16 protein-coding genes are annotated in these 19,075 nt (G+C 60.2%); 6 read left to right on the top strand and 10 right to left on the bottom strand.

Features of this window, described 5'->3' with window-relative positions; genetic code table 11:
- Positions 1-121 precede the first annotated feature (121 nt).
- Positions 122-1,600 (top strand): amino acid permease, encoded by a 1,479-nt coding sequence (locus GF111_RS21350; protein ID WP_025160186.1) that lies wholly within the window; start codon positions 122-124, stop codon positions 1,598-1,600.
- A 45-nt stretch (positions 1,601-1,645) separates the two neighbouring features.
- On the opposite strand, the gene GF111_RS21355 is transcribed toward GF111_RS21350, so the two are convergent.
- On the bottom strand, positions 1,646-2,746 hold the full coding sequence (locus tag GF111_RS21355) for a diguanylate cyclase domain-containing protein (protein WP_060442429.1): 1,101 nt from the start codon (positions 2,744-2,746) through the stop codon (positions 1,646-1,648).
- 364 nt (positions 2,747-3,110) lie between these two features.
- Between GF111_RS21355 and GF111_RS21360 the strand changes: the two genes are divergently transcribed.
- Positions 3,111-4,193: an iron ABC transporter permease gene (locus GF111_RS21360; protein WP_038877855.1), complete on the top strand. Its 1,083-nt coding sequence runs from the start codon at positions 3,111-3,113 to the stop codon at positions 4,191-4,193.
- Positions 4,190-4,978: an ABC transporter ATP-binding protein gene (locus GF111_RS21365; protein ID WP_038877856.1), complete on the top strand. Its 789-nt coding sequence runs from the start codon at positions 4,190-4,192 to the stop codon at positions 4,976-4,978. Before GF111_RS21360 ends, GF111_RS21365 begins: the two co-directional genes overlap by 4 nt.
- Before the next feature lie 438 nt (positions 4,979-5,416).
- Here the strand turns inward: GF111_RS21365 and GF111_RS21370 are convergent, their stop codons facing one another.
- The 6 genes from GF111_RS21370 to GF111_RS21395 all read right to left on the bottom strand — a co-directional run bounded on the left by GF111_RS21370 (position 5,417) and on the right by GF111_RS21395 (position 12,351).
- On the bottom strand, positions 5,417-6,364 hold the full coding sequence (locus tag GF111_RS21370; protein WP_038877861.1) for a siderophore ABC transporter substrate-binding protein: 948 nt from the start codon (positions 6,362-6,364) through the stop codon (positions 5,417-5,419).
- Positions 6,365-6,419: 55 nt separating this feature from the next.
- Positions 6,420-8,408, bottom strand: coding sequence for a ligand-gated channel protein (locus GF111_RS21375; protein WP_147191131.1), 1,989 nt, complete (start codon positions 8,406-8,408; stop codon positions 6,420-6,422).
- Positions 8,409-8,652: 244 nt separating this feature from the next.
- Positions 8,653-9,648, bottom strand: a complete 996-nt coding sequence (locus tag GF111_RS21380) for an ABC transporter permease (protein ID WP_080491400.1) — start codon at positions 9,646-9,648, stop codon at positions 8,653-8,655.
- A complete protein-coding gene (locus GF111_RS21385; protein ID WP_060435294.1) occupies positions 9,645-11,156 on the bottom strand; it encodes a sugar ABC transporter ATP-binding protein in 1,512 nt (503 codons plus the stop codon). The genes GF111_RS21380 and GF111_RS21385 overlap by 4 nt, the downstream gene beginning before the upstream one ends.
- Positions 11,157-11,311: 155 nt before the next feature.
- The gene (puuR, locus tag GF111_RS21390) at positions 11,312-11,869 is read right to left on the bottom strand and encodes an HTH-type transcriptional regulator PuuR (RefSeq protein ID WP_038877865.1); all 558 of its coding nucleotides are present in this window, start codon (positions 11,867-11,869) and stop codon (positions 11,312-11,314) included.
- Positions 11,870-12,066: 197 nt separating this feature from the next.
- Positions 12,067-12,351, bottom strand: coding sequence for a hypothetical protein (locus tag GF111_RS21395; RefSeq protein WP_162215439.1), 285 nt, complete (start codon positions 12,349-12,351; stop codon positions 12,067-12,069).
- Between GF111_RS21395 and GF111_RS21400 the strand changes: the two genes are divergently transcribed.
- Positions 12,265-13,683, top strand: coding sequence for a glutamine synthetase family protein (locus GF111_RS21400; protein WP_060442426.1), 1,419 nt, complete (start codon positions 12,265-12,267; stop codon positions 13,681-13,683). The genes GF111_RS21395 and GF111_RS21400 overlap by 87 nt on opposite strands.
- A 535-nt stretch (positions 13,684-14,218) precedes the next feature.
- Positions 14,219-15,586 (top strand): APC family permease, encoded by a 1,368-nt coding sequence (locus GF111_RS21405; RefSeq protein WP_038877871.1) that lies wholly within the window; start codon positions 14,219-14,221, stop codon positions 15,584-15,586.
- 148 nt (positions 15,587-15,734) lie between these two features.
- Here the strand turns inward: GF111_RS21405 and sbcB are convergent, their stop codons facing one another.
- The 3 genes from sbcB to GF111_RS21420 all read right to left on the bottom strand — a co-directional run bounded on the left by sbcB (position 15,735) and on the right by GF111_RS21420 (position 17,702).
- On the bottom strand, positions 15,735-17,162 hold the full coding sequence (gene sbcB / locus GF111_RS21410; RefSeq protein WP_038877872.1) for an exodeoxyribonuclease I: 1,428 nt from the start codon (positions 17,160-17,162) through the stop codon (positions 15,735-15,737).
- Positions 17,163-17,252: 90 nt separating this feature from the next.
- Positions 17,253-17,441 carry a DNA polymerase III subunit theta gene (locus GF111_RS21415; protein WP_033643787.1) on the bottom strand — a complete coding sequence of 63 codons (189 nt, stop codon included), beginning with the start codon at positions 17,439-17,441 and terminating at the stop codon, positions 17,253-17,255.
- Between the two features lie 54 nt (positions 17,442-17,495).
- Positions 17,496-17,702 carry a hypothetical protein gene (locus tag GF111_RS21420; protein ID WP_038877873.1) on the bottom strand — a complete coding sequence of 69 codons (207 nt, stop codon included), beginning with the start codon at positions 17,700-17,702 and terminating at the stop codon, positions 17,496-17,498.
- 258 nt (positions 17,703-17,960) lie between these two features.
- Here GF111_RS21420 and GF111_RS21425 point away from each other — a divergent pair, with 258 nt between their 5' ends.
- Entirely contained in the window at positions 17,961-19,070 is a 1,110-nt protein-coding gene (locus GF111_RS21425; protein WP_048234460.1) for an SDR family oxidoreductase, read from the top strand.
- The last annotated feature ends 5 nt before the right edge of the window (positions 19,071-19,075 follow it).

The following is a 19,075-nucleotide window of genomic DNA, read 5'->3' on the forward strand; positions in this document are numbered from 1 at the left end:
GCCGCGGCTAATAATTGCCTCTGAATTATGAAGCTATCTTATATCAGTGCAATGTTGCTAGTTCACCGGCGGGTATTTGTTACAATCCGCCCTCATTTTTCAAAGAGCAGATAGGGTACGAATGGCTCAGCAGGATATAAAAACATCGGGGCAGCAAGCACCCGGATTGCGCCGCGAGCTGAAAGCCCGGCATTTGACCATGATCGCCATCGGTGGCTCCATCGGCACCGGCCTGTTCGTCGCCTCCGGCGCCACGGTTTCTCAGGCAGGCCCCGGCGGAGCACTGCTGTCTTACGCGCTGATCGGTTTGATGGTGTACTTCCTGATGACCAGCCTGGGCGAACTGGCGGCCTTTATGCCGGTCTCCGGTTCATTCTCCACCTACGGCGCCAAATACGTGGAAGAAGGCTTCGGCTTCGCGCTGGGCTGGAACTACTGGTACAACTGGGCGGTGACCATCGCCGTTGACCTGGTGGCCTCGCAGTTGGTGATGAGCTACTGGTTCCCGGACACCCCCGGCTGGATCTGGAGCGCGCTGTTCCTCGGCCTGATGTTCCTGCTGAACTACATTTCGGTGAAAGGGTTCGGCGAGGCGGAATACTGGTTCGCGCTGATCAAGGTCAGCACCGTGATTATCTTCATCGCCGTCGGCGTGCTGATGATCGTCGGCATTCTGAAGGGCGGCGAGCACGCCGGCTGGCAGAACTGGACGATAGGGGACGCGCCGTTCGCCGGTGGCTTCTCGGCGATGATCGGCGTGGCCATGATCGTCGGCTTCTCGTTCCAGGGTACCGAGCTCATCGGCATCGCGGCCGGCGAATCGGAAAACCCGGGTAAAAACATCCCGCGCGCGGTGCGTCAGGTGTTCTGGCGTATCCTGCTGTTCTATATCTTCGCCATTCTGATCATCAGCCTGATCATTCCGTACACCGATCCGAGCCTGCTGCGCAACGACGTGAAGGACATCAGCGTCAGCCCGTTTACCCTGGTGTTCCAGCATGCCGGCCTGCTGTCGGCGGCGGCGGTGATGAACGCGGTGATCCTGACGGCGGTGCTGTCGGCCGGTAACTCGGGCATGTACGCCTCTACCCGCATGCTGTTCACCCTGGCGTCAGAAGGCAAGGCGCCGCGCATCTTCGCCAAGCTGTCGAAAGGCGGCGTGCCGCGCAACGCGCTGTACGCGACCTGCGTGGTGGCCGGGCTGTGCTTCCTGACGTCGATGTTCGGTAACCAGTCGGTTTACCTGTGGCTGCTGAATACCTCGGGCATGACCGGTTTCATCGCCTGGTTGGGCATCGCCATCAGCCACTATCGCTTCCGTCGCGGTTACATGCTGCAGGGGCGCGATCTGAACGACTTGCCGTACCGTTCCGGGTTCTTCCCGCTGGGGCCGATCTTCGCCTTCGTGCTGTGCCTGATCATTACCCTGGGCCAGAACTACCAGGCCTTCCTGCAAGACAAGATCGACTGGTACGGCGTGACCGCGACCTACATCGGCATTCCGCTGTTCCTGCTGATCTGGTTCGGTTACAAGCTGTCGCGCGGCACCCGCGTCGTGAAGTACAGCGAAATGGAATTCCCGAAGATGGACGTGAAGTAATTTTCGGCGAGTGAGACGCGGCGGGGGTTCCCGCCGCGTGTGGTTTTACTTTTTCCCGCCTTTGGCTTCCGCCAGCGCCTGCTGCGCCGAGCTCATCAAATCTTCCACCGTCGCATAATCCTGCGTCAGCGCCAAAATGCCGGCGTTGAGCTGCATGTTCACCTCGCCGAACGCGCCAAAATCGTAGGGCGCCTCCAGCGGCGGCACGATGCGCGCCAGGAACTCGCTTTCCGCGCCGTAGGGCAGATCGTGCACCAGTATCAAAAACAGGCCGCCGGTATAGCGGCAGACATAGTCGCTGGGGCGGATCAGCGTCTTGAGGCGCTCGCCGACGGTGCGCAGCACGTCATCGCCAATCTGGACGCCGTGGCTTTGGTAGAGCGCAGCCAGCGGACCGAACTCAAGAATGAACAGGTGGGAGATCGTCTGCGCCGCTGCGGGGCGGCAGATGCTGCGCATCACCACCTCGCCGCCCGCTCGGTTGAGGAAGCCGGTCAGGCGATCGCGGTGCGACGCCTGCTGCTTCTCCCAAGCCAGCGTGACGTGCTGTACCCGCTGGCGATGGTAGCGAGCGATCATGCCATGGGCCAGCACCAGCCACAGCGGCGCGAGGTCCGCCAGGACAAACAGGTTTTGCACGCGCGACAGTGGCGCCGCCAGCAGGTAGGGCAGCGTCAACGCAATCACCTCAAGCAGCGCGAAGCGCGGCGCGGCGGCGTGGCGCTGCATCAGCCAGCAGGCCAGAGCGGTGATCGTCAGCCCGGCGAACAGGATTAAAACGAAGCGGCCTGACAGCATCGCCAGCGCGGCGCTGGTGCCGACCAGCAGCATCCACAGCAGCACCGTCACCAGCATGGCGTCCGGCCAGGCGGGTTGGCGCCGCTGCGCCAACCCGGCGCGTCCGGCGGTTAACAGCAACAGCAGCAGCAGCAAACCGATGCCGACCAGCCGCTGGTTCAGCCAGGCGTACCCCACCAACAGCGCCGCCGGCCCTACGGCATTCAGCCAGGGGGTGAGGGGAGAGGGCGTCAGCGTGAGCCGCAGCTGGCGTTGAAACGGCTCGTCGTCGGCGTGCAGCGGGCTGTACAACAGCCAGTTCAGCAGCGCCGGGCGTTTGGGCGTTACCGCCGGAGATGGACTTCTCATTACAGCCTCGTTAATAAAGGCCGCTCTTGCGGCGGCCTGAAGGTTTTTTGCACGCGCGGTGCTGTGGTTTTGGATTCTAAGTGGTTTTTTCGTTATTTGTCAGAGTCTGGTCGGATCAGGAATAACTTTCAGAATAATGAACCTAATGGCCGTTGGCGGGGTAAAGGCGAGGGGATGAAAAATGGCGATAGAAAACAATTTATTACATTTTCATAACGCCGTTTTCACCTATTGATATGATTGATAAGTATTATCGTTTGCTTTATTGTTGACGGCTGAGCGCAAGCTGTCGCCGCGCGCTTTCCGGTTTACGGCGGACGCTTTCGCGCCGCTGTCATGATGGTTGTAACAGGTATCCTAACTAATGAGCGTATCCACCGATCCCACGACTGAAGCCAAGGGGCAACCCGACGCCGGCGTGATGGGGCGTTATCAGCATATTCTTCGCCATCGCCTGTTGATGATGGGCGCGTTGGCACTGGCAATCCTGGGCTCGCTGCTGCTGGATTTCACCATGGGGCCGTCCGGGCTGTCGCTGTCGTCCTTATGGCAAACGCTGCTCGATCCCGCCGCGGCCGATGCCGGCACGCGGGTGATCGTCTGGGACATCCGCTTGCCTTACGCGTTGATGGCGGTGGTGGTGGGCTTTGCGCTTGGCCTGGCCGGGGCGGAAATGCAGACCATCCTGAATAACCCGCTGGCCAGCCCCTTTACCCTCGGCGTGTCTTCCGCCGCGGCCTTTGGCGCCGCGCTGGCGATCGTGCTCGGCATCGGCATTCCGGGCATTCCCGATCAGTGGTTCATCTCCGCCAACGCCTTTATCTTTGCGCTGTTCGCCGCGCTGATGCTCGACGGCATCACGCGCTGGACGCGGGTCGCCACCTCCGGCGTGGTGCTGTTCGGCATCGCGCTGGTGTTTACCTTCAACGCGCTGGTATCGATGATGCAGTTCATCGCCAGCGAGGACACGCTGCAGGGGCTGGTGTTCTGGACCATGGGCAGCCTGGCGCGCGCCTCGTGGGACAAGCTGGGCATCCTGTTCGGCGTATTCGCCGTGCTGCTGCCGCTGTCGATGATGAGCTCGTGGAAACTGACCGCGCTGCGTCTGGGTGAAGACCGGGCCGTGAGCTTCGGCATCGACGTGCGCCGTCTGCGGCTGACCACGCTGCTGCGCATCAGCATTCTCTCGGCGCTGGCGGTGGCCTTCGTCGGGCCGATCGGCTTTATCGGCCTGGTGGCGCCGCACATCGCACGCATGATCTTCGGCGAAGATCACCGTTTCTATCTGCCGGCCAGCGCGCTGATTGGCGCGCTGGTGCTGTCGATGGCCTCGGTGGCGTCGAAAAATCTGGTGCCCGGGGTGATCATTCCGGTGGGCATCGTCACGTCGCTGGTCGGGGTGCCGTTCTTCCTGAGCATTATTCTGCGCCATCGGGGGAACGTATGATCCAGGGCTTACGAATAGAAAACTTCTCGGCGGGCTACCCGAAGCGCCCGGTGATCGACGATCTCTCGGTGCCGATGCTGCCACGCGGGCAAATTACCGTGCTGCTGGGGCCGAACGGCAGCGGCAAATCAACGCTGCTGCGCTCGCTGGCCGGGCTGAACCCGGCGCAGGGCAAGCTGTGGCTGGACGACGGCGATCTGATGCAGATGCCGTTCGCCCGTCGGGCGGAGAAAGTGGTCTATCTGCCGCAGTCGCTGCCCGCCGGGGTGCATCTGCACGTGCTGGAGTCGATCATCGTGGCGCAGCGCGCCTCGGGCGGCCGCAGCAACGCCGGCAGCGAAGCGGAAGTGATGGCCCTGCTGGAGCAGTTGGGCATCGCGCACCTGGCGCTGAGCTACCTCGATCAACTGTCCGGCGGCCAGAAACAGCTGGTGGGATTGGCGCAGTCGCTGATCCGTCAGCCCTCGCTGCTGCTGCTGGATGAGCCGCTGAGCGCGCTCGATCTCAACTATCAGTTCCACGTGATGGATTTGGTGCGCCGTGAAACCCGCAAGCGCAATATCGTGACGGTGGTGGTAGTGCACGACATCAACATCGCGCTGCGCCACGGCGACCACGTGCTGATGCTGCAGGATGGCGATCTGATCGCCGACGGTGCGCCGGAGCAGGTGATTACGCCGCAGAGCCTGGCGCGGGTCTACGGCGTGCGCGGGCGCATCGAACGCTGCTCGCAGGGCACGCCGCAGGTGCTGATAGACGGCCTGGTGAACCAGCCGACCATTTAACGCAAGAAAAACCCCGGCATCGCCGTAATGCTGGTTAGTTAGCGTTTTTCTGAACGTATTTGTGCAGTTTTCGGTCGATAAATGAGAGGTGCATCATGAAGCTTCTGCACCTCGACCGAGCCAGGGGCCGAAGGCGCGGCCCCTGGCAACCCGCGCCTTTGCCCTATCAGACGGTTGGCTTTGCCAACGTTACTCAGCCCATCCCTGGGCCTCGAAGGGGCGAGGCCCAGGATGGGCCGAGTAATTTCCGCACAGCGGACAGACGGTGTTAAGCAAGGGCGCGGGGGGAGGGGCTGCGCCTTCGGCCCCTCCAATTGCCGTTCATTGCAATAACAGAGAAATTCGGGGTATTTACGGCAATTTATCCTGCACGTCACGTAAAGAGGCTGGATAAAAAATGCCACTCAGGCTTAAGTGAGCGGCATCGCCGGGCTTTCTTTATCGCGCAGTGTGGTTCAGCGCCTCGCTCACGCGTTCGACGACGTGTTGGGCGGTGACGATGCCGCCGGACAGATACACCTCGGCCGCCGGCAGGTAAACCACCTGGCCTTTTTTCACCGCCGTGGTTTTCTTCAGCGCGGTGCCGGTAAGGATCTTCTGCGGTGCTACCGCGTTTGGCCGTCCGGTCGCGGCGTCTCTATCGATAACGAACAGCCAGTCCGGATTCAGTTTGGCCACCTGCTCAGGCGTCAGCTTGTTGCCGCGCACGTCTTTTTCGTCGGACTGCAGGGCAGACGAGAAGCCGAGGGCGTCATAGACGAAGCTGAAACGGCTCTTGGGGGCGTAGGCGCTGATCTTACCGCCGGAGAACAGCACCACCAGCCCGCGCCCGGCTTGGGCGGCCTGCGGTTTGACCGCCGCGATCTGCGCATCCAGCTTATCGACCGCCGCCTGCGCCTGCTGCTGCTTATCGAACAGCTCGCCCAGCTGCAGCGTGCGCTGTTTCAGGCTGCCCAGCTGATCCTGCGGATCGACGGACATGTTCAGCGTCGGCGCCAGCGCGTTCAGCTCGTCATAGGCTTTGGACGCCCGGCCGGCGATCAGGATCAGATCCGGCTTGGCGGCGCGCAACACGGCCATATCCGGCTCGAACAGGGTGCCGGCATTGAGGTATTTGTCATCCTGATAGCGCTTCAGGCTATCCGGCAAGTTCTTGCGATTGCCGGGCAGCGCCAGCGGCTCGACGCCCAGCAGCTGCAGCGTTTCAAGCGAGGCGTAATCCAGCACCACGATGCGCTGCGGGTGTTTTTTCACCTCGGTGCTGCCGTTCAGGTGCTGGACGTTGACGGTGGCCGGAGCCACCGGCGCGTCGGTTTTGCTGTGGCAACCCGCCAGCGCCATCGCGGCCAGCAGGGCGATCATCAGGGGGGAGCGGCGTAATCTCATGGAGCTTCCTCACGGTGATGGAATGAAAAGGGCGCGCAGCGCGCGCCCGGGGGCATCAGAAGTTGTAGGTCATGCCGACGGTGTAACGGCGGCCGTCCAGCGTGGTGCGGTAGTGATCGTAATCCACGGTCTTGTCGAGGATGTTGTAGACCCCGCCGGTCAGCTGCAGATTTTTCGCCGCCTGGTAGCTCAGGCCCGCATCGACGAAGGTGTAGGACGGCGTGCTCTTGGCCATCGAGGTGCGGCTCAGGTATTCCGACGTTTTGCTGCGGAAGTTAACGCGCGACCACAGGCTGAGGTCCTGCGTGGCGCGCCAGTCCAGCACGGTGTTGACCATGTGCTTCGGCATCTGGTTAAGCGCTTTGCCCTGGAACTCGCCGCTCTTCTGCTCGGAAGCGGTGTAGGTGTAGTTGGTGTTCCACTTCCAGTCTTTGTTGATCTGCCAGCCGAAGGTGGCTTCTACACCGCGCATATTGGCTTTGTCGACGTTGACGCGATCGCTGATAAAGTCGTAGAGATCGTTGCCGATCTTACAGTCCGGCGTGTCTTCGCAGCGGCGCACTTCGGTGATCTTGTTCTTGAAGTCGGTGTTGAAGACCGTCACCCCGGCGTTGATGCCTTTCAGGCTATCCCACATCAGGCCGATCTCTTCGCTCAGGCTCTTCTCCGGCTGCAGATCCGGATTGCCGACGATGATGCCTTTACGCACGCCGCCGCCGGTAACCTGGCCCCAGTTGGCGGAGGATTGGCGCAGGTCCGGCGATTTGTAACCGGCGGAGACACCGCCTTTCAGCGTCCACTGTTCGGTCAGGTGCCAGACCCCGTACATGCGCGGCGTCCAGTGGCTGCCAAAGTTTTCGTCCTGATCCATGCGGATGCCGGTCGTCAGACTGAAGTCGTTGGTCAATGCCCACTCGTCTTCGGCGAACAGCGCCCAGCTCCAGCGCGTCAGCTGGTTGACGTCTTTTGCGGATTCAAGCTGGTTGCCGCCATCGCTCAGTTTTTCATAGCGATACTGGCCGCCGAGGTTCAGCATATGCGAGCCCAGCTCGAACTGGTTCTGGGTGTTGAAGATGGTGTTGTACATCTTCATATTGCGACCTGGGTTGTTGGTCTCTTCCCGCTGAACGTAGCTGGTTGAGTTGCCGAAGTCGTAATAGCCGTTGTGGGTCAGCGCGTAGTTGGTGCGCGTATACAGGCTTTCGCTGCGCGACGTTGGCGTGCATTTGCCTTTGCTGCAGCGTTCCGCCACCACCGATTTGCCCGGCGTGCTGTTGCGATCCTGCAGCGAGCGGCCGATTTCGAAGTCGAATTCGTTTTTCTCGTCCGGCGTCAGAGTAAACACCGCGGTGCCGCTGCGCATGCGCTGTTCATTGTAACCGTTGACGATTTTATCTTCCGCGCGGCGCGACAGCAGGCCGTTAACCCGCACGCCGAGCAGGCCTTCAATCAGCGGGCCGGAGGCGTAGGCGTTAGTCTGGAACAGATCGCCGGAATCGCGGTTTTCCTGAAGGGTGGCGTCGCCGTGCAGCGAGCCTTTCCACTCGGTGCGGGAGGTCTTGCGGGTGATGACGTTGATCACGCCGCCCATGGCGTCGGAACCGTACAGCGAAGACATCGGCCCGCGCACCACTTCGATACGCTCGATGGCTTCCATCGGCGGCAGCCAGCCCTGCTCGATGCCGGCGTTGTCGCTGTTCGGACGGGTACCGCGGGTGTCGACGCGCTTGCCGTCCACCAGGATCAGCGTGTACTTGGAGGACATGCCGCGGATGCTGATGTCACTGCTGCTGGCGCCGCCGGTGACCACCACGCCCGGCACGTCTTTCAGCGCGTCGGTCACGTCGCGATAGGCTTTGTCTTCAATTTGCTGGCGCGGGATCACCGAGATGGAAGCGGCGGAGTCCTGAATTTTTTGCTGGAAGCCGGAGGCGGTGACGACCATGGTATCCTGGGTATCGTCCTGCGGCGCGGCCAGTGCGGCGGTGGCGCTGAGCGCGGCGATCACCAGAGCGGCGAGCTTGCTGTAACGTGGCGTTTCCATGAGGTAAACCTTTCCTGGATTGAAGTGAAAGTAATTAACCAATTGAATTTCTAAAGAAATTATTCATAGTTCGCTGAGAGTTCCGGTGCTTCATCAGCGTTGCGTGAGGGTATTGTAAGGATTTTTTTCTGAATGTAAACGCTAATGATAATTCATATCATTTGTATGCTTGTTCTGCTGGTGAGAAAGAGTAACCGGATGAATTAAAGGGAAAACCGGCGCAGCGGATGTGCGCCGGGGAGGATCAGCGTTTCTGGATGTAGGTGATGGCCAGCGCCAGCGCCAGCACCAGGCCTTTGATAATGTCCATGGCGTAGTAGGGCACCGACAGCATCACCAGGCCATTTTGCAGCACGCCGAGGAGCACCGCGCCGATCAGGGTGCCGAGCGCATTGGGTTTACCGGCCCCGGCCAGCGAGAAGCCGATATAGGCCGCCGCCACCGCATCCATCAGATAACCGCCGCCGGCGTTGACCTGCGAAGAGCCGATACGTGACGCCAGCAAGATGCCGCCAAGCGCCGCCAGCCAAGAAGAAATAACGTAAGCGGCAACCCTGTAACGCACGGTGCGGATGCCCGAAAGACGCGCCGCTTCGGGGTTGCCGCCGATGGCATACATGCGGCGGCCATGCTTGGTCAACGACAGGAACAGCTGCACCGCCACGGTGACCGCCAGCATGATCAGCACGATCACCGGCACCTGGCCGAGGGCGGAAAACACCTCCGGGATCAGGCCTTCCGCCATGTCGCCATTCGGCAGCACCATGTTTTGGGTGATGGATCCGCCGTAGCTGTAGGTCATCGCCACGCCCTGGATCACGAACAGGCTGGCCAGCGTCGCCAGCATATCGGGAATTCTGAACACCACGATCAGCAGGGCGTTGAACAGGCCGACCAGCGTGCACAGCAGCAGCGTTACCACGATGGCGCCGGTGGTGCCGAACCCGTGCCAGACGAACAGCGAAATCACCAGCGCGTTGGCCAACGAGGCGGTCGAGCCGACCGACAGATCGAAACCGCCGACCGACAGCGAGATAGAGACGCCGATGGCGATCACCGTCACGATGGCGATCGAACGCAGGATATTGATGATGTTGTTGGCATCGAGAAAGTTGTCCGACGCCAGGCCGAACAGGGCGATCAGCGCCGCCACGGTCAGCAACATGCCCCATTTGTAGAGGAAATCGAACAGCTGTTGGCGCCAGGGCAGCGCAGGCCGCAGGGCTAATTCTTTACTCACGCAGGGGTTCCTCCGGTGGAATAGAGCAATAAGGTTTCTTCGTCGATGTCGGCGGCGTTCAGCTCCGCCACGATGCGGCCGTCCCACAGCACGCAGATGCGATCGCACAGGCCAACCAGCTCGGCGAACTCGCCGGAGGCGTAAATCACGCCTTTGCCGGCGCGCGCCAGGCCGTCGATCAGGCCAAACAGCTCTTGCTTGGCCTTGATGTCCACGCCCTTGGTCGGTTCATCGAAGATCAGCACCTCGGCGTCGCCGCGCAGCCATTTGCCGATCGCCACTTTTTGTTGATTGCCGCCGGACAGGCGCGCCAGCCGCTGTTGCGGGCCCGAGGCGCGAATGTTCAGGCGCTGCATGATCTCGCGTGCCCAGCGCAGCTCTTGCCGCCGGCTGAACAGGCTCCAGCGCGAGAAGCTGTCGTCGGCGCTGACGCTCAGGTTCATCGGGATCGCCTCATCGATAAAAATGCCTTCTTTGCGGCGCTCTTCCGGCACCAGCGCCAATCCTTGTTCGACCGAGAGGTGCGGCGCGCGCGGCGCCCAGGGTTGCCCGCGCAGTTCGCCACGCTCGAGCTGCACGGCGCCGGCGCCGAACAGCGCTTTGCACAGCTCGGTTTTGCCGGCTCCGGCCAGCCCGGCGATGCCGAGAATTTCGCCCTCATGCAGCCGCAGCGAAACATCGCGCAGCTTGTGGCGATCGCGCAAGCCTTGCACCTGCAGCAGCGTTCGCTCGGCGTGCGGCGGGCGCGGCGGCGGGAAAATGTCGTCCAGCCGATGGCCGAGCATTTTCTCGACGATCTGCTCGCCGCGCAGCCCGCGCATGGGGTCTTCACTGACGCGCCGGCCGTCGCGCAGCACCGTCAGCCGATCGCAAATGTCGCTCAGTTCGTGGATGCGGTGGGAAATAAACACGATGCCGATGCCTTCGGATTGCAGGCGGCGCACCACGTTAAACAGGCGCTCGCTCTCGGCGCGATCGAGCGGCGCGGTCGGTTCATCGAGCACCAGAAAACGGCAGCGGTGCGACAGCGCGCGCGCCAGCAGCACCTGCTGTTTTTCCGCCAACGTGCAGTCCGCCAGACGTCTGCGCGGGTTGAGCGGCAGCGCCCATTGCTGCAGCAGCTGCGCGGCGCGGCGGTGCAGCTCCGCCCAGTTCAGCCAGTGGCCCGGTTCGTTCAGCCAGTCCAGCATGATGTTTTCCGCCACCGACAGCGTGGGGATCAGCGCGACGTCCACCTCTTGCTGCACCACGTGGATGCCGTGGCGGCGCGCCTGCAGCGGGGAATGAATTTCCACCGCCCGGCCGTCGATCAGGATCTCGCCGCGGTAGTGATCGTGGGCGCCGGAGAGGATCGCCATCAGCGTCGACTTGCCCGCGCCGTTGGCGCCGACCAGCGCATGAATTGAGCCGCCCTGCAGCGTGAAGTCCACGTCTTGCAGCGCGTTGAAGCCGGCGAAGGCGATCGAGATATTGCGCATCTCGAGGCGCGAAGGCGTTGCGGTTGACATTGCGTAGTAAGGCCGTTTAGATGTTTAGATGGCTGTTTTGCTCTGTTGTAACACAGATTGCGCCGTTGGCAACCAACAAAATGGCATAACGGCGATGAAAAGCGTGGGTGGACAGGGGCGCAACCCGCGTCAGGCTGCGCCGGTGCGAGAAGCGGTCAGAAGGTGGTGGGGGTGTGTGCGCTGACGATGCGGCAGATGCGCGCCGACGTATTGCTGAAGCTGTGCGGAATGCCGGTGTTGATGGCGTAGCTCTGACCGGCGGTCAGGCAGTAGCTCTGGCCGTTGATGGTCAGCACGATCTCGCCTTCCAGCAGGGTGCCGATCTCTTCGCCCTGGTGCTTGATCTTTTCGCCGGTGGTAGTGCCGGGCTGGTAGGTTTCCAGCATCATCGCCAGGTTGCGCGTCGGGCTGCCGTTGTGCACCAGCTTCATCGACACCCCCTGGCTGCCGATCTCAATCAGGTCCTCGGCGTCGATCACCACGCGCGGTTCGTCGGCGGCTTCCGGTTCGGCAAAGAATTCCGACAGTGACAGGCCATACACCTTCAGCAGCTTTTGCAGCGTGCTGATGGCCGGGCTGACCTTGTCCTGTTCGATGGTGCTGATCGCACTGTGGGTTAACCCGGACAGTTCGGCGACCCGGCGCTGCGACAAACCCAATTGCTGACGGATCTGCGACAGGCGTTTGCCCGGTGCCAAGCTGGCTTCGCTCATAGCGGTACTTCCTTCTGGTAGGGGCGACAGGCAGACATGAATATCGCTATCGGGCGCCTGTCTGGGCGATAACGATGCTGCATGATATCGGTAGTTAGGGCAGGTTTGGAAAATATATTGCCCATGTTCACTCTCGGTGCGTTGGACGAAATAGTTGACGCAAAAAGGACGGCAAGGCCTTTTCGGTCAATATTTTATCAATTTAGCAGCCGGTGGCGAATAATCAAACAGGATTGTAACATTTGCAAACCTATTCTGTTAAGGCTATGTTTCATATTGTGGATGTTATTTTGAGCGCCCAGCAGCGGCGCAGCCTGGCGAGAAATCCAATCATGTGTTGAATCGAACGGCGGACGGGCGCCAACGCGCCTTAAGAGCATAATGGCGGGTGACGTATGCAAACCAATAGCGCAGCAGTTGAACATTTTGCACAGCATCATGAAGAGAGGCGAAGTAGCGCGTTCCAAAATGAGGTTGCTCATTATTTGGAACGCCATCCCGCCACGCAGTATGTCGATATCCTTCTCACCGATCTCAATGGTTCCTTCCGCGGCAAACGCATACCCGTCTCAGGGTTGAAAAAACTGGAAAAAGGCAGCTACTTCCCCGCATCGGTGTTCGCCATGGACATCCTCGGCAACGTGGTGGAGGAAACCGGTCTTGGGCAGGAGCTCGGCGAACCGGACCGCGTATGCCTGCCGGTACCCGGCTCGCTGACGCCGTCGGCCGCCGATCCCGAGCATATCGGCCAGGTGCTGCTGACCATGCTGGATGAAGATGGCACTCCCTTTGACGTTGAACCCCGCAATGTGCTGAACCGCGTGTGGCAGGTGCTGCGACAGCGCGGCTTGTTCCCGGTGGCAGCGGTAGAGCTGGAGTTTTATCTCATCGATCGGCAGCGCGACGCGGAGGGCGATTTGCAGCCGCCATGCGCGCCCGGCACCCAGGAGCGCAACACCCAAAGCCAGGTGTATTCCGTCGATAACCTGAACCATTTCGCCGAGGTGCTGAACGACATCGACGTGCTGGCGAAGCTGCAGGGGCTGCCGGCGGACGGTGCGGTGGCGGAGGCGTCGCCGGGGCAGTTCGAGGTCAACCTGCGTCATACCGACGATATCTTGCTGGCCTGCGACCACGCGCTGGCGCTGAAGCGGCTGGTGCGGCTGGTGGCCGAGAACCACGACATGCACGCCACCTTTATGGCCAAACCCTATGAGGATTACGCCGGCAGCGGCATGCACGTGCACGTCAGTATGCAGGACGGGGCGGGCAACAACCTGTTCGTCGACGCCGAAGGCGAGGATTCACCGCTATTGAAACAGGCATTGGCCGGGATGATCACCCTGATGCCGGCGTCGATGGCGCTGCTGGCGCCGAACGTCAACGCCTACCGGCGCTTCCAGCCGGGGATGTATGTGCCGATCCAGGCCGCCTGGGGCCACAACAACCGCACCGTGGCGCTGCGCATTCCCTGCGGCGAACCGGAGAACCACCGGGTGGAGTACCGCGTCGCCGGCGCCGACGCCAATCCCTATCTGGTGATGGCGGCGATCCTGGCCGGCATGCTGTACGGGCTGGACAACGCGCTGCCGCTGCCCGAGCCGGTGACCGGCAATGGGCTGGAGCAGGAGGGGCTGCCGTTGCCGATCCGCCAGAGCGACGCATTGTACGAGTTCGAACACCAGCACGCGCTGACCCATTATCTGGGCGAGCGTTTTACCCAGGTTTATCACGCCTGCAAGACGGACGAACTGCTGCAGTTTGAACGGCGGGTGACGGAAACCGAGATCGACTGGATGTTGAAAAATGCCTGAATGGGCGTATAAAGTAAGAAGTATATGCGGGCGACCGGCCTACCGGTAGCGGATTAATTCGCCTGCCGGGCTGGTTTTCCGTTCGATCGACAAAAAGAATTTGTATTTGGGGGCTTCCGGATCTTGTCATCCGGAGGCATTCTGGTGCAAAATATCTCAAATGCAGATAGCCGACGTTTTGAAAGCGTCGGTTATTTTTTTTGCATTAAGTTTTACCAACGTAGCGTTTCATACACCAAGCGAGGCCGGACACCGATCCGGATAGATAAATAGTTTCGTGCACGATCAAACAAAACTTTATGGTCGTGACTCATGAGGATTAGAAAGATGGGGCAATTTTTCACTTTAGCACCGGTGCCCGCCGGTTTCCGCTGTGGCCGCAGCGACTATGGAGCAGCCGAGGTTTCCTCGACCCGTTATCCAGCTTACAACCCCCTTCTTTTAGAATTAAGTCGCTCGTTGCGAAGTTTCCCCGCAACCTTAAGTCTTGGCGTGTCCGCCATCCGCAAGGCTCAAGGTAAGGGGGGGCTGAACAATGTCCGATAATACCCTCAACGCCGCTCCGGCTCAGCGCACTCAGCTGCGCAAAACCCTGACTTTGGTTCCGGTAGTGATGATGGGACTGGCTTATCTGCAGCCAATGACCATCTTCGATACCTTCGGCATCGTATCCGGCCTGACCGATGGTCACGTCGCGACCGCGTACGCCTTCGCTCTGCTGGCGATCCTGTTTACCGCCCTGAGCTACGGCAAGCTGGTGAAGAAGTTCCCTTCCGCCGGTTCTGCCTACACTTACGCCCAGAAAGCCATCAGCCCGCACGTCGGCTTTATGGTGGGCTGGTCATCGCTGCTGGACTACCTGTTCATGCCGATGATCAACATCTTGCTGGCCAAGATTTACCTGGAAGCGATTTTCCCGGGCGTCCCGTCCTGGATCTTCGTGGCGGTGCTGGTCGGCTTGATGACGATTTTCAACCTGCGCGGCATCAAGCTGGTGGCTAACCTGAACTCCATCATCGTGGTGGTGCAGGTGGCGATCATGATCGTGTTCCTCGGCCTGGTGATCAACGGCATTTACCACGGCGAAGGCGCCGGTACGCTGGTCAGCAGCCGCCCGTTCTGGTCCGATAACGCCCACGTGGTGCCGATGATTACCGGTGCGACCATCCTGTGCTTCTCGTTCCTGGGCTTCGACGGCATCAGCTCGCTGTCTGAAGAAACCAAAGACGCAGAGAAAGTGATCCCGAAAGCCATCTTCCTGACGGCGCTGATCGGCGGCATCATCTTTATCGTGGTGTCTTACTTCGTGCAGCTGTACTTCCCGGACATCTCGCGCTTCAAGGATCCTGACGCGTCGCAGCCTGAAATCATGCTGTACGTGGCGGGCAAATTCTTCCAGTCGGTGATCCTGGTGTTCTCCTGCGTGACGGTATTGGCGTCTGGCATGGCGGCGCATGCGGGCGTTTCGCGTCTGATGTACGTGATGGGCCGCGACGGCGTGTTCCCGACTCGCTTCTTCGGCTATGTACATCCGAAGTGGCGTACCCCGGCGCTGAACGTGCTGCTGGTGGGTGCCATCGCGCTGTCCGCGGTATCGTTTGACCTGGTGACCGCGACCGCGCTGATCAACTTCGGTGCGCTGGTGGCCTTCACCTTCGTCAACCTGTCGGTGATCTCGCAGTTCTATATCCGCGACAAGATGAACCGCACCGTGAAGGACACGTTCAACTACCTGATCCTGCCGGTGATGGGCGCACTGACCGTTGGCGCGCTGTGGGTCAACCTGGAAGCCAGCTCGATGACGCTGGGTCTGGTCTGGGCGGCTATCGGCCTGATCTACCTGGCCTTCGTCACCCGCAGCTTCCGTTTGCCGGTGCCGCAAGCGAGCGAAGACGCCGCCTAAGCGCGAGCCGTCTCCTCTGCCACCAAAAAGGCCGCATTCGCGGCCTTTTTATTGTGCTGACAAGAGAGGAAAAACGGTTTTTTCCTCTCTTGTGGTTATCAGCCGAAAATCAATGAATTGATTTTCCTTTTTCTGCTTGCTGCGGGTTTTACCCCACCAACTCTTTGCCGTAATCGAACAGCGCTTTCAGCAGGGCGGTTTTCTCTTTGTCGCCTTCGTGCAGGTTATACAGCGACTCGAGCTGCAGCAGGTAACTCTGCACGCGCTCCGCGCTCAACGCTTCCTGGCGGTGCTGCAGCCAGCGGCGCTGCTCGGCATCGTCCAGCGTATTCGGGTAGTTGCGCGCGCGGAAGCGGAACAGCAGCTCTTTCATGCGGCCGTCGCTGAAGGCCAGATCCAGCGCCGGCAGGTTCTGCGGCTTGGTCTGCTGAATAATCCTCATTGCCGCCTTGTCGGCGTCGCTGAAGAAACCGTCGTACAACCGGGCGTCGACGTCGTCGGAGCCTTTGAACGGCTCGGCTTCGGCGAACAGCGCCACCACTTTCTCGCGCACTTCCGGGTGCTGTTTCAGCAGCTGCAGGTTCTGCAGGCAGGCCTGGCGATCGATGCCCAGCCGCTCGGCGTTCTCCGGCAGCAGGGTTTTGGCCGGCGCCAGCACCGGGCATTTGTTGATGTGTACCAGCTTGATCGGCACCGGCGCCTGATCCGGCGCCAGGTCGTCGCGGCGGGTATACAGGCGTTCACGCAGCTGCTCGGCGCTCAGCGTCAGCAGCGGCGTCATATCGCCGGCCAGATCGCACATGATCACTGCGTTCTTGTTGTCCGGGTGCCAGGCCAGCGGCGACACCCAGCTGGTGTTGCCGCGCGCCGCGCCGAACATGCCGGAGACATGCACCAGCGGCGTCATGTCGGCGACGTCGATCAGGGCGTTCAGCTTGTGTTTGTTGCGGTGCTGCAATAGGAAGTCGAACAGCCGAGGTTGCGCCTGCTTGACCAGCTTGGCCATCGCGATAGTGGCGTAAACGTCCGACATCGCGTCGTGAGCTTGCGTGTGCTCGACGCCGTTGGCGCGCGTCAGGTGTTCCAGGCGGAAGCTGGGGAAGCCGTCTTCGTTTTCCGGCCAGACGATGCCGTCCGGGCGCAGGGCATAGCAGGCGCGCATCACATCCAGCAGATCCCAGCGCGAGTTGCCGTTTTGCCAGCTGTAGGCATAGGGATCGTAGAAGTTGCGATAGAAGATATTGCGGCTCACTTCGTCATCGAAGCGGATGTTGTTGTAACCGAGAATGCAGGTGCCGGCCACGCTGAAGGCCTGATGGATTTGGCGGGTGAATTCGGCTTCGTTAACGCCTTTGGCGCGCGCCACCTGCGGCGTGATGCCGGTGATCATCACCGCCTCCGGTTCCGGCAGGTAATCGTCGGCCGGGGCGCAGTAGATGACCAGCGGTTCTTCGATAATGTTGAAATCCATATCGGTGCGCACGCCGGCGAACTGCGCCGGGCGGTCCAGCGACGGGCTCTTGCCGAAGGTCTCATAGTCGTGAATGTAAAATGTGGCCGTTGCCTTGCTGCTCAAAATCGCGTCTCTTCAGTGGCGGATACAAGATGCCCCTATTGTAACGGCGTGGGGAGCGATGCCAAGCGGCGGTTAGCGAAATGCGCGCAATTACGCACGGCGATAATAATTCAGCCGTTGATGAAAGTAGGGGAGCAGGTGGTCGGGGACCTGTTGTTCTGTTTCCGCCTGAGTGGAGGCGATGCCGTAGCGTTCGTTGTAGATCACGCTGATGGCCAGCAAATCGGTTTCTATTTTTTCGCGTTGTGCCTGCGGTAAGCTATCCAGCTTTCGAGCCATCGTTATCTCCCTGTTAACCTTAGGGCATAATAGGATCGTTAGCGGGTCTTGTCCCTACCCATTCCGGGGGGCGGTCGACGCCTGAGCGCCTTGCTGCGAGCAGGGGGCCAGGCTGTGGCGCGCGGCGAACTCGCTCTGCGGCTGGTGTGCATTGAGGCGATCCGCCCGGTTATACAGCGAACAGGCGCCGCCGATGACCGCCACCCAAAACAGGGTGCACAGCAGCAAAACCCCCAACCAGGCTTTTTGGTTATAGGTCATAAGTCCTCCACGGACGAGAAGAGAAATAACATTGACCGTTAAATTAAATCAGGGGCTACATCAATGGTATTTAAACAGTAGGGATTAATCGCAATGTGTGCCCGACTCTTTTGTTACGAAATCCATGATGGATGTTTCAAAAGATTCCTTAAGATAATATTAAGAAAATTGAGTAGGGGCGCCGTAATTCTATTTAATATTTGTTTAATTATCCGCAGATACAATCTTCCACATTCAATGCCAATGTGGGTGACAATTATGAAAACGCTACTGTTGACCGGCGCTACCGGCTTTCTCGGTGGTGCAGTTCTCGAAAAATTATTGATTGAAAATCAGTCTATTAATTATCTTTTACTGGTGCGCGCCGATGATGCGCAGCAAGGGCTGGCCCGTATTCGCGCGAATATGGAAAAGTTTAATATCGATGCGAATCTGCTGTCTAAAATTACGATAGAAAATATATTGTTGGGCGACCTTTCCGAGCCGGCCGACTTTTTAACTGACGCACGTATTAACAATGTCACGCACGTTATTAACTGTGCAGCCGTTGCCTCATTTGGTAATAACCCGCTCATTTGGAAGGTAAACGTAGAAGGCACTCTGGCCTTTGCCGAAAGAATGGCGCAGGTGCCGGGATTAAAACGTTTCCTGCACGTCGGTACCGCCATGTCTTGTTCGCCGGAGCCGGGTTCGCTGGTGGCGGAGAGCGGCGAGTTTGAGGAAGACGCCGAGCACCTGGTGGAATATACGCGTTCCAAATCCACCATCGAACAGCTGATGCGCCAACGCTGCCCGCAAATGCCGCTGACCATCGCTCGTCCGTCGATCGTGGTGGGGCACACCCGCCTGGGTTGCCAGCCTTCCAGCAGCATTTTCTGGGTGTTCGGCATGGCGCTGATGCTGCGCAAATTCATGTGCTCGTTGGAGGACAATATCGACGTGATCCCGGCGGACTACTGCGCGGATGCGCTGGTGATGCTGATGAACAGCGAAACGCTGGAGAACGACGTGTATCACATCTCCGCCGGCGTGGAGAGCAGCGTCAGCTTTGCCGAAATCGACAACGCCATGGCGGCGGCGCTGGAAAAGGCGCCGGTGGGTGATGAGTATGCGCAGGTGACGTATGACGCGCTGGTGAAAATGCGCCGCCAGCTGAAAGACATTTTCGGCCCGTGCAACGAGCGGCTGATGCTCAAAGCGATGCGCCTGTACGGATCGTTCGCCATGCTCAACGTGCGTTTCAGCAACGAGAAGATCCTCAAGCTGGGCATGCCGAAGCCGCCACGCTTCACCGACTACATCGCCGGTTGCGTGCAGTCGACCCGCGGGCTGTCTATCCAGCAGCAGATGGTGGTGGACTTCAAATAACCGCC

Source organism: Serratia sp. HRI (genome assembly GCF_010119335.3).
Classification (GTDB): Bacteria; Pseudomonadota; Gammaproteobacteria; order Enterobacterales; family Enterobacteriaceae; genus Serratia; species Serratia nevei.

Excerpts from the sequence above, each read along its gene's own strand:
- GF111_RS21400 (WP_060442426.1), top strand. The coding sequence starts at position 12,265 with ATGCAAACCAATAGCGCAGCAGTTGAACATTTTGCACAGCATCATGAA.
- GF111_RS21425 (WP_048234460.1), top strand. The coding sequence starts at position 17,961 with ATGAAAACGCTACTGTTGACCGGCGCTACCGGCTTTCTCGGTGGTGCA.
- GF111_RS21355 (WP_060442429.1), bottom strand. The coding sequence starts at position 2,746 with ATGAGAAGTCCATCTCCGGCGGTAACGCCCAAACGCCCGGCGCTGCTG.
- GF111_RS21385 (WP_060435294.1), bottom strand. The coding sequence starts at position 11,156 with ATGTCAACCGCAACGCCTTCGCGCCTCGAGATGCGCAATATCTCGATC.
- GF111_RS21420 (WP_038877873.1), bottom strand. The coding sequence starts at position 17,702 with ATGACCTATAACCAAAAAGCCTGGTTGGGGGTTTTGCTGCTGTGCACC.
- GF111_RS21395 (WP_162215439.1), bottom strand. The coding sequence starts at position 12,351 with ATGAGCAACCTCATTTTGGAACGCGCTACTTCGCCTCTCTTCATGATG.
- GF111_RS21360 (WP_038877855.1), top strand. The coding sequence starts at position 3,111 with ATGAGCGTATCCACCGATCCCACGACTGAAGCCAAGGGGCAACCCGAC.
- puuR (WP_038877865.1), bottom strand. The coding sequence starts at position 11,869 with ATGAGCGAAGCCAGCTTGGCACCGGGCAAACGCCTGTCGCAGATCCGT.
- GF111_RS21370 (WP_038877861.1), bottom strand. The coding sequence starts at position 6,364 with ATGAGATTACGCCGCTCCCCCCTGATGATCGCCCTGCTGGCCGCGATG.
- GF111_RS21375 (WP_147191131.1), bottom strand. The coding sequence starts at position 8,408 with ATGGAAACGCCACGTTACAGCAAGCTCGCCGCTCTGGTGATCGCCGCG.
- GF111_RS21405 (WP_038877871.1), top strand. The coding sequence starts at position 14,219 with ATGTCCGATAATACCCTCAACGCCGCTCCGGCTCAGCGCACTCAGCTG.
- GF111_RS21365 (WP_038877856.1), top strand. The coding sequence starts at position 4,190 with ATGATCCAGGGCTTACGAATAGAAAACTTCTCGGCGGGCTACCCGAAG.
- GF111_RS21415 (WP_033643787.1), bottom strand. The coding sequence starts at position 17,441 with ATGGCTCGAAAGCTGGATAGCTTACCGCAGGCACAACGCGAAAAAATA.
- GF111_RS21350 (WP_025160186.1), top strand. The coding sequence starts at position 122 with ATGGCTCAGCAGGATATAAAAACATCGGGGCAGCAAGCACCCGGATTG.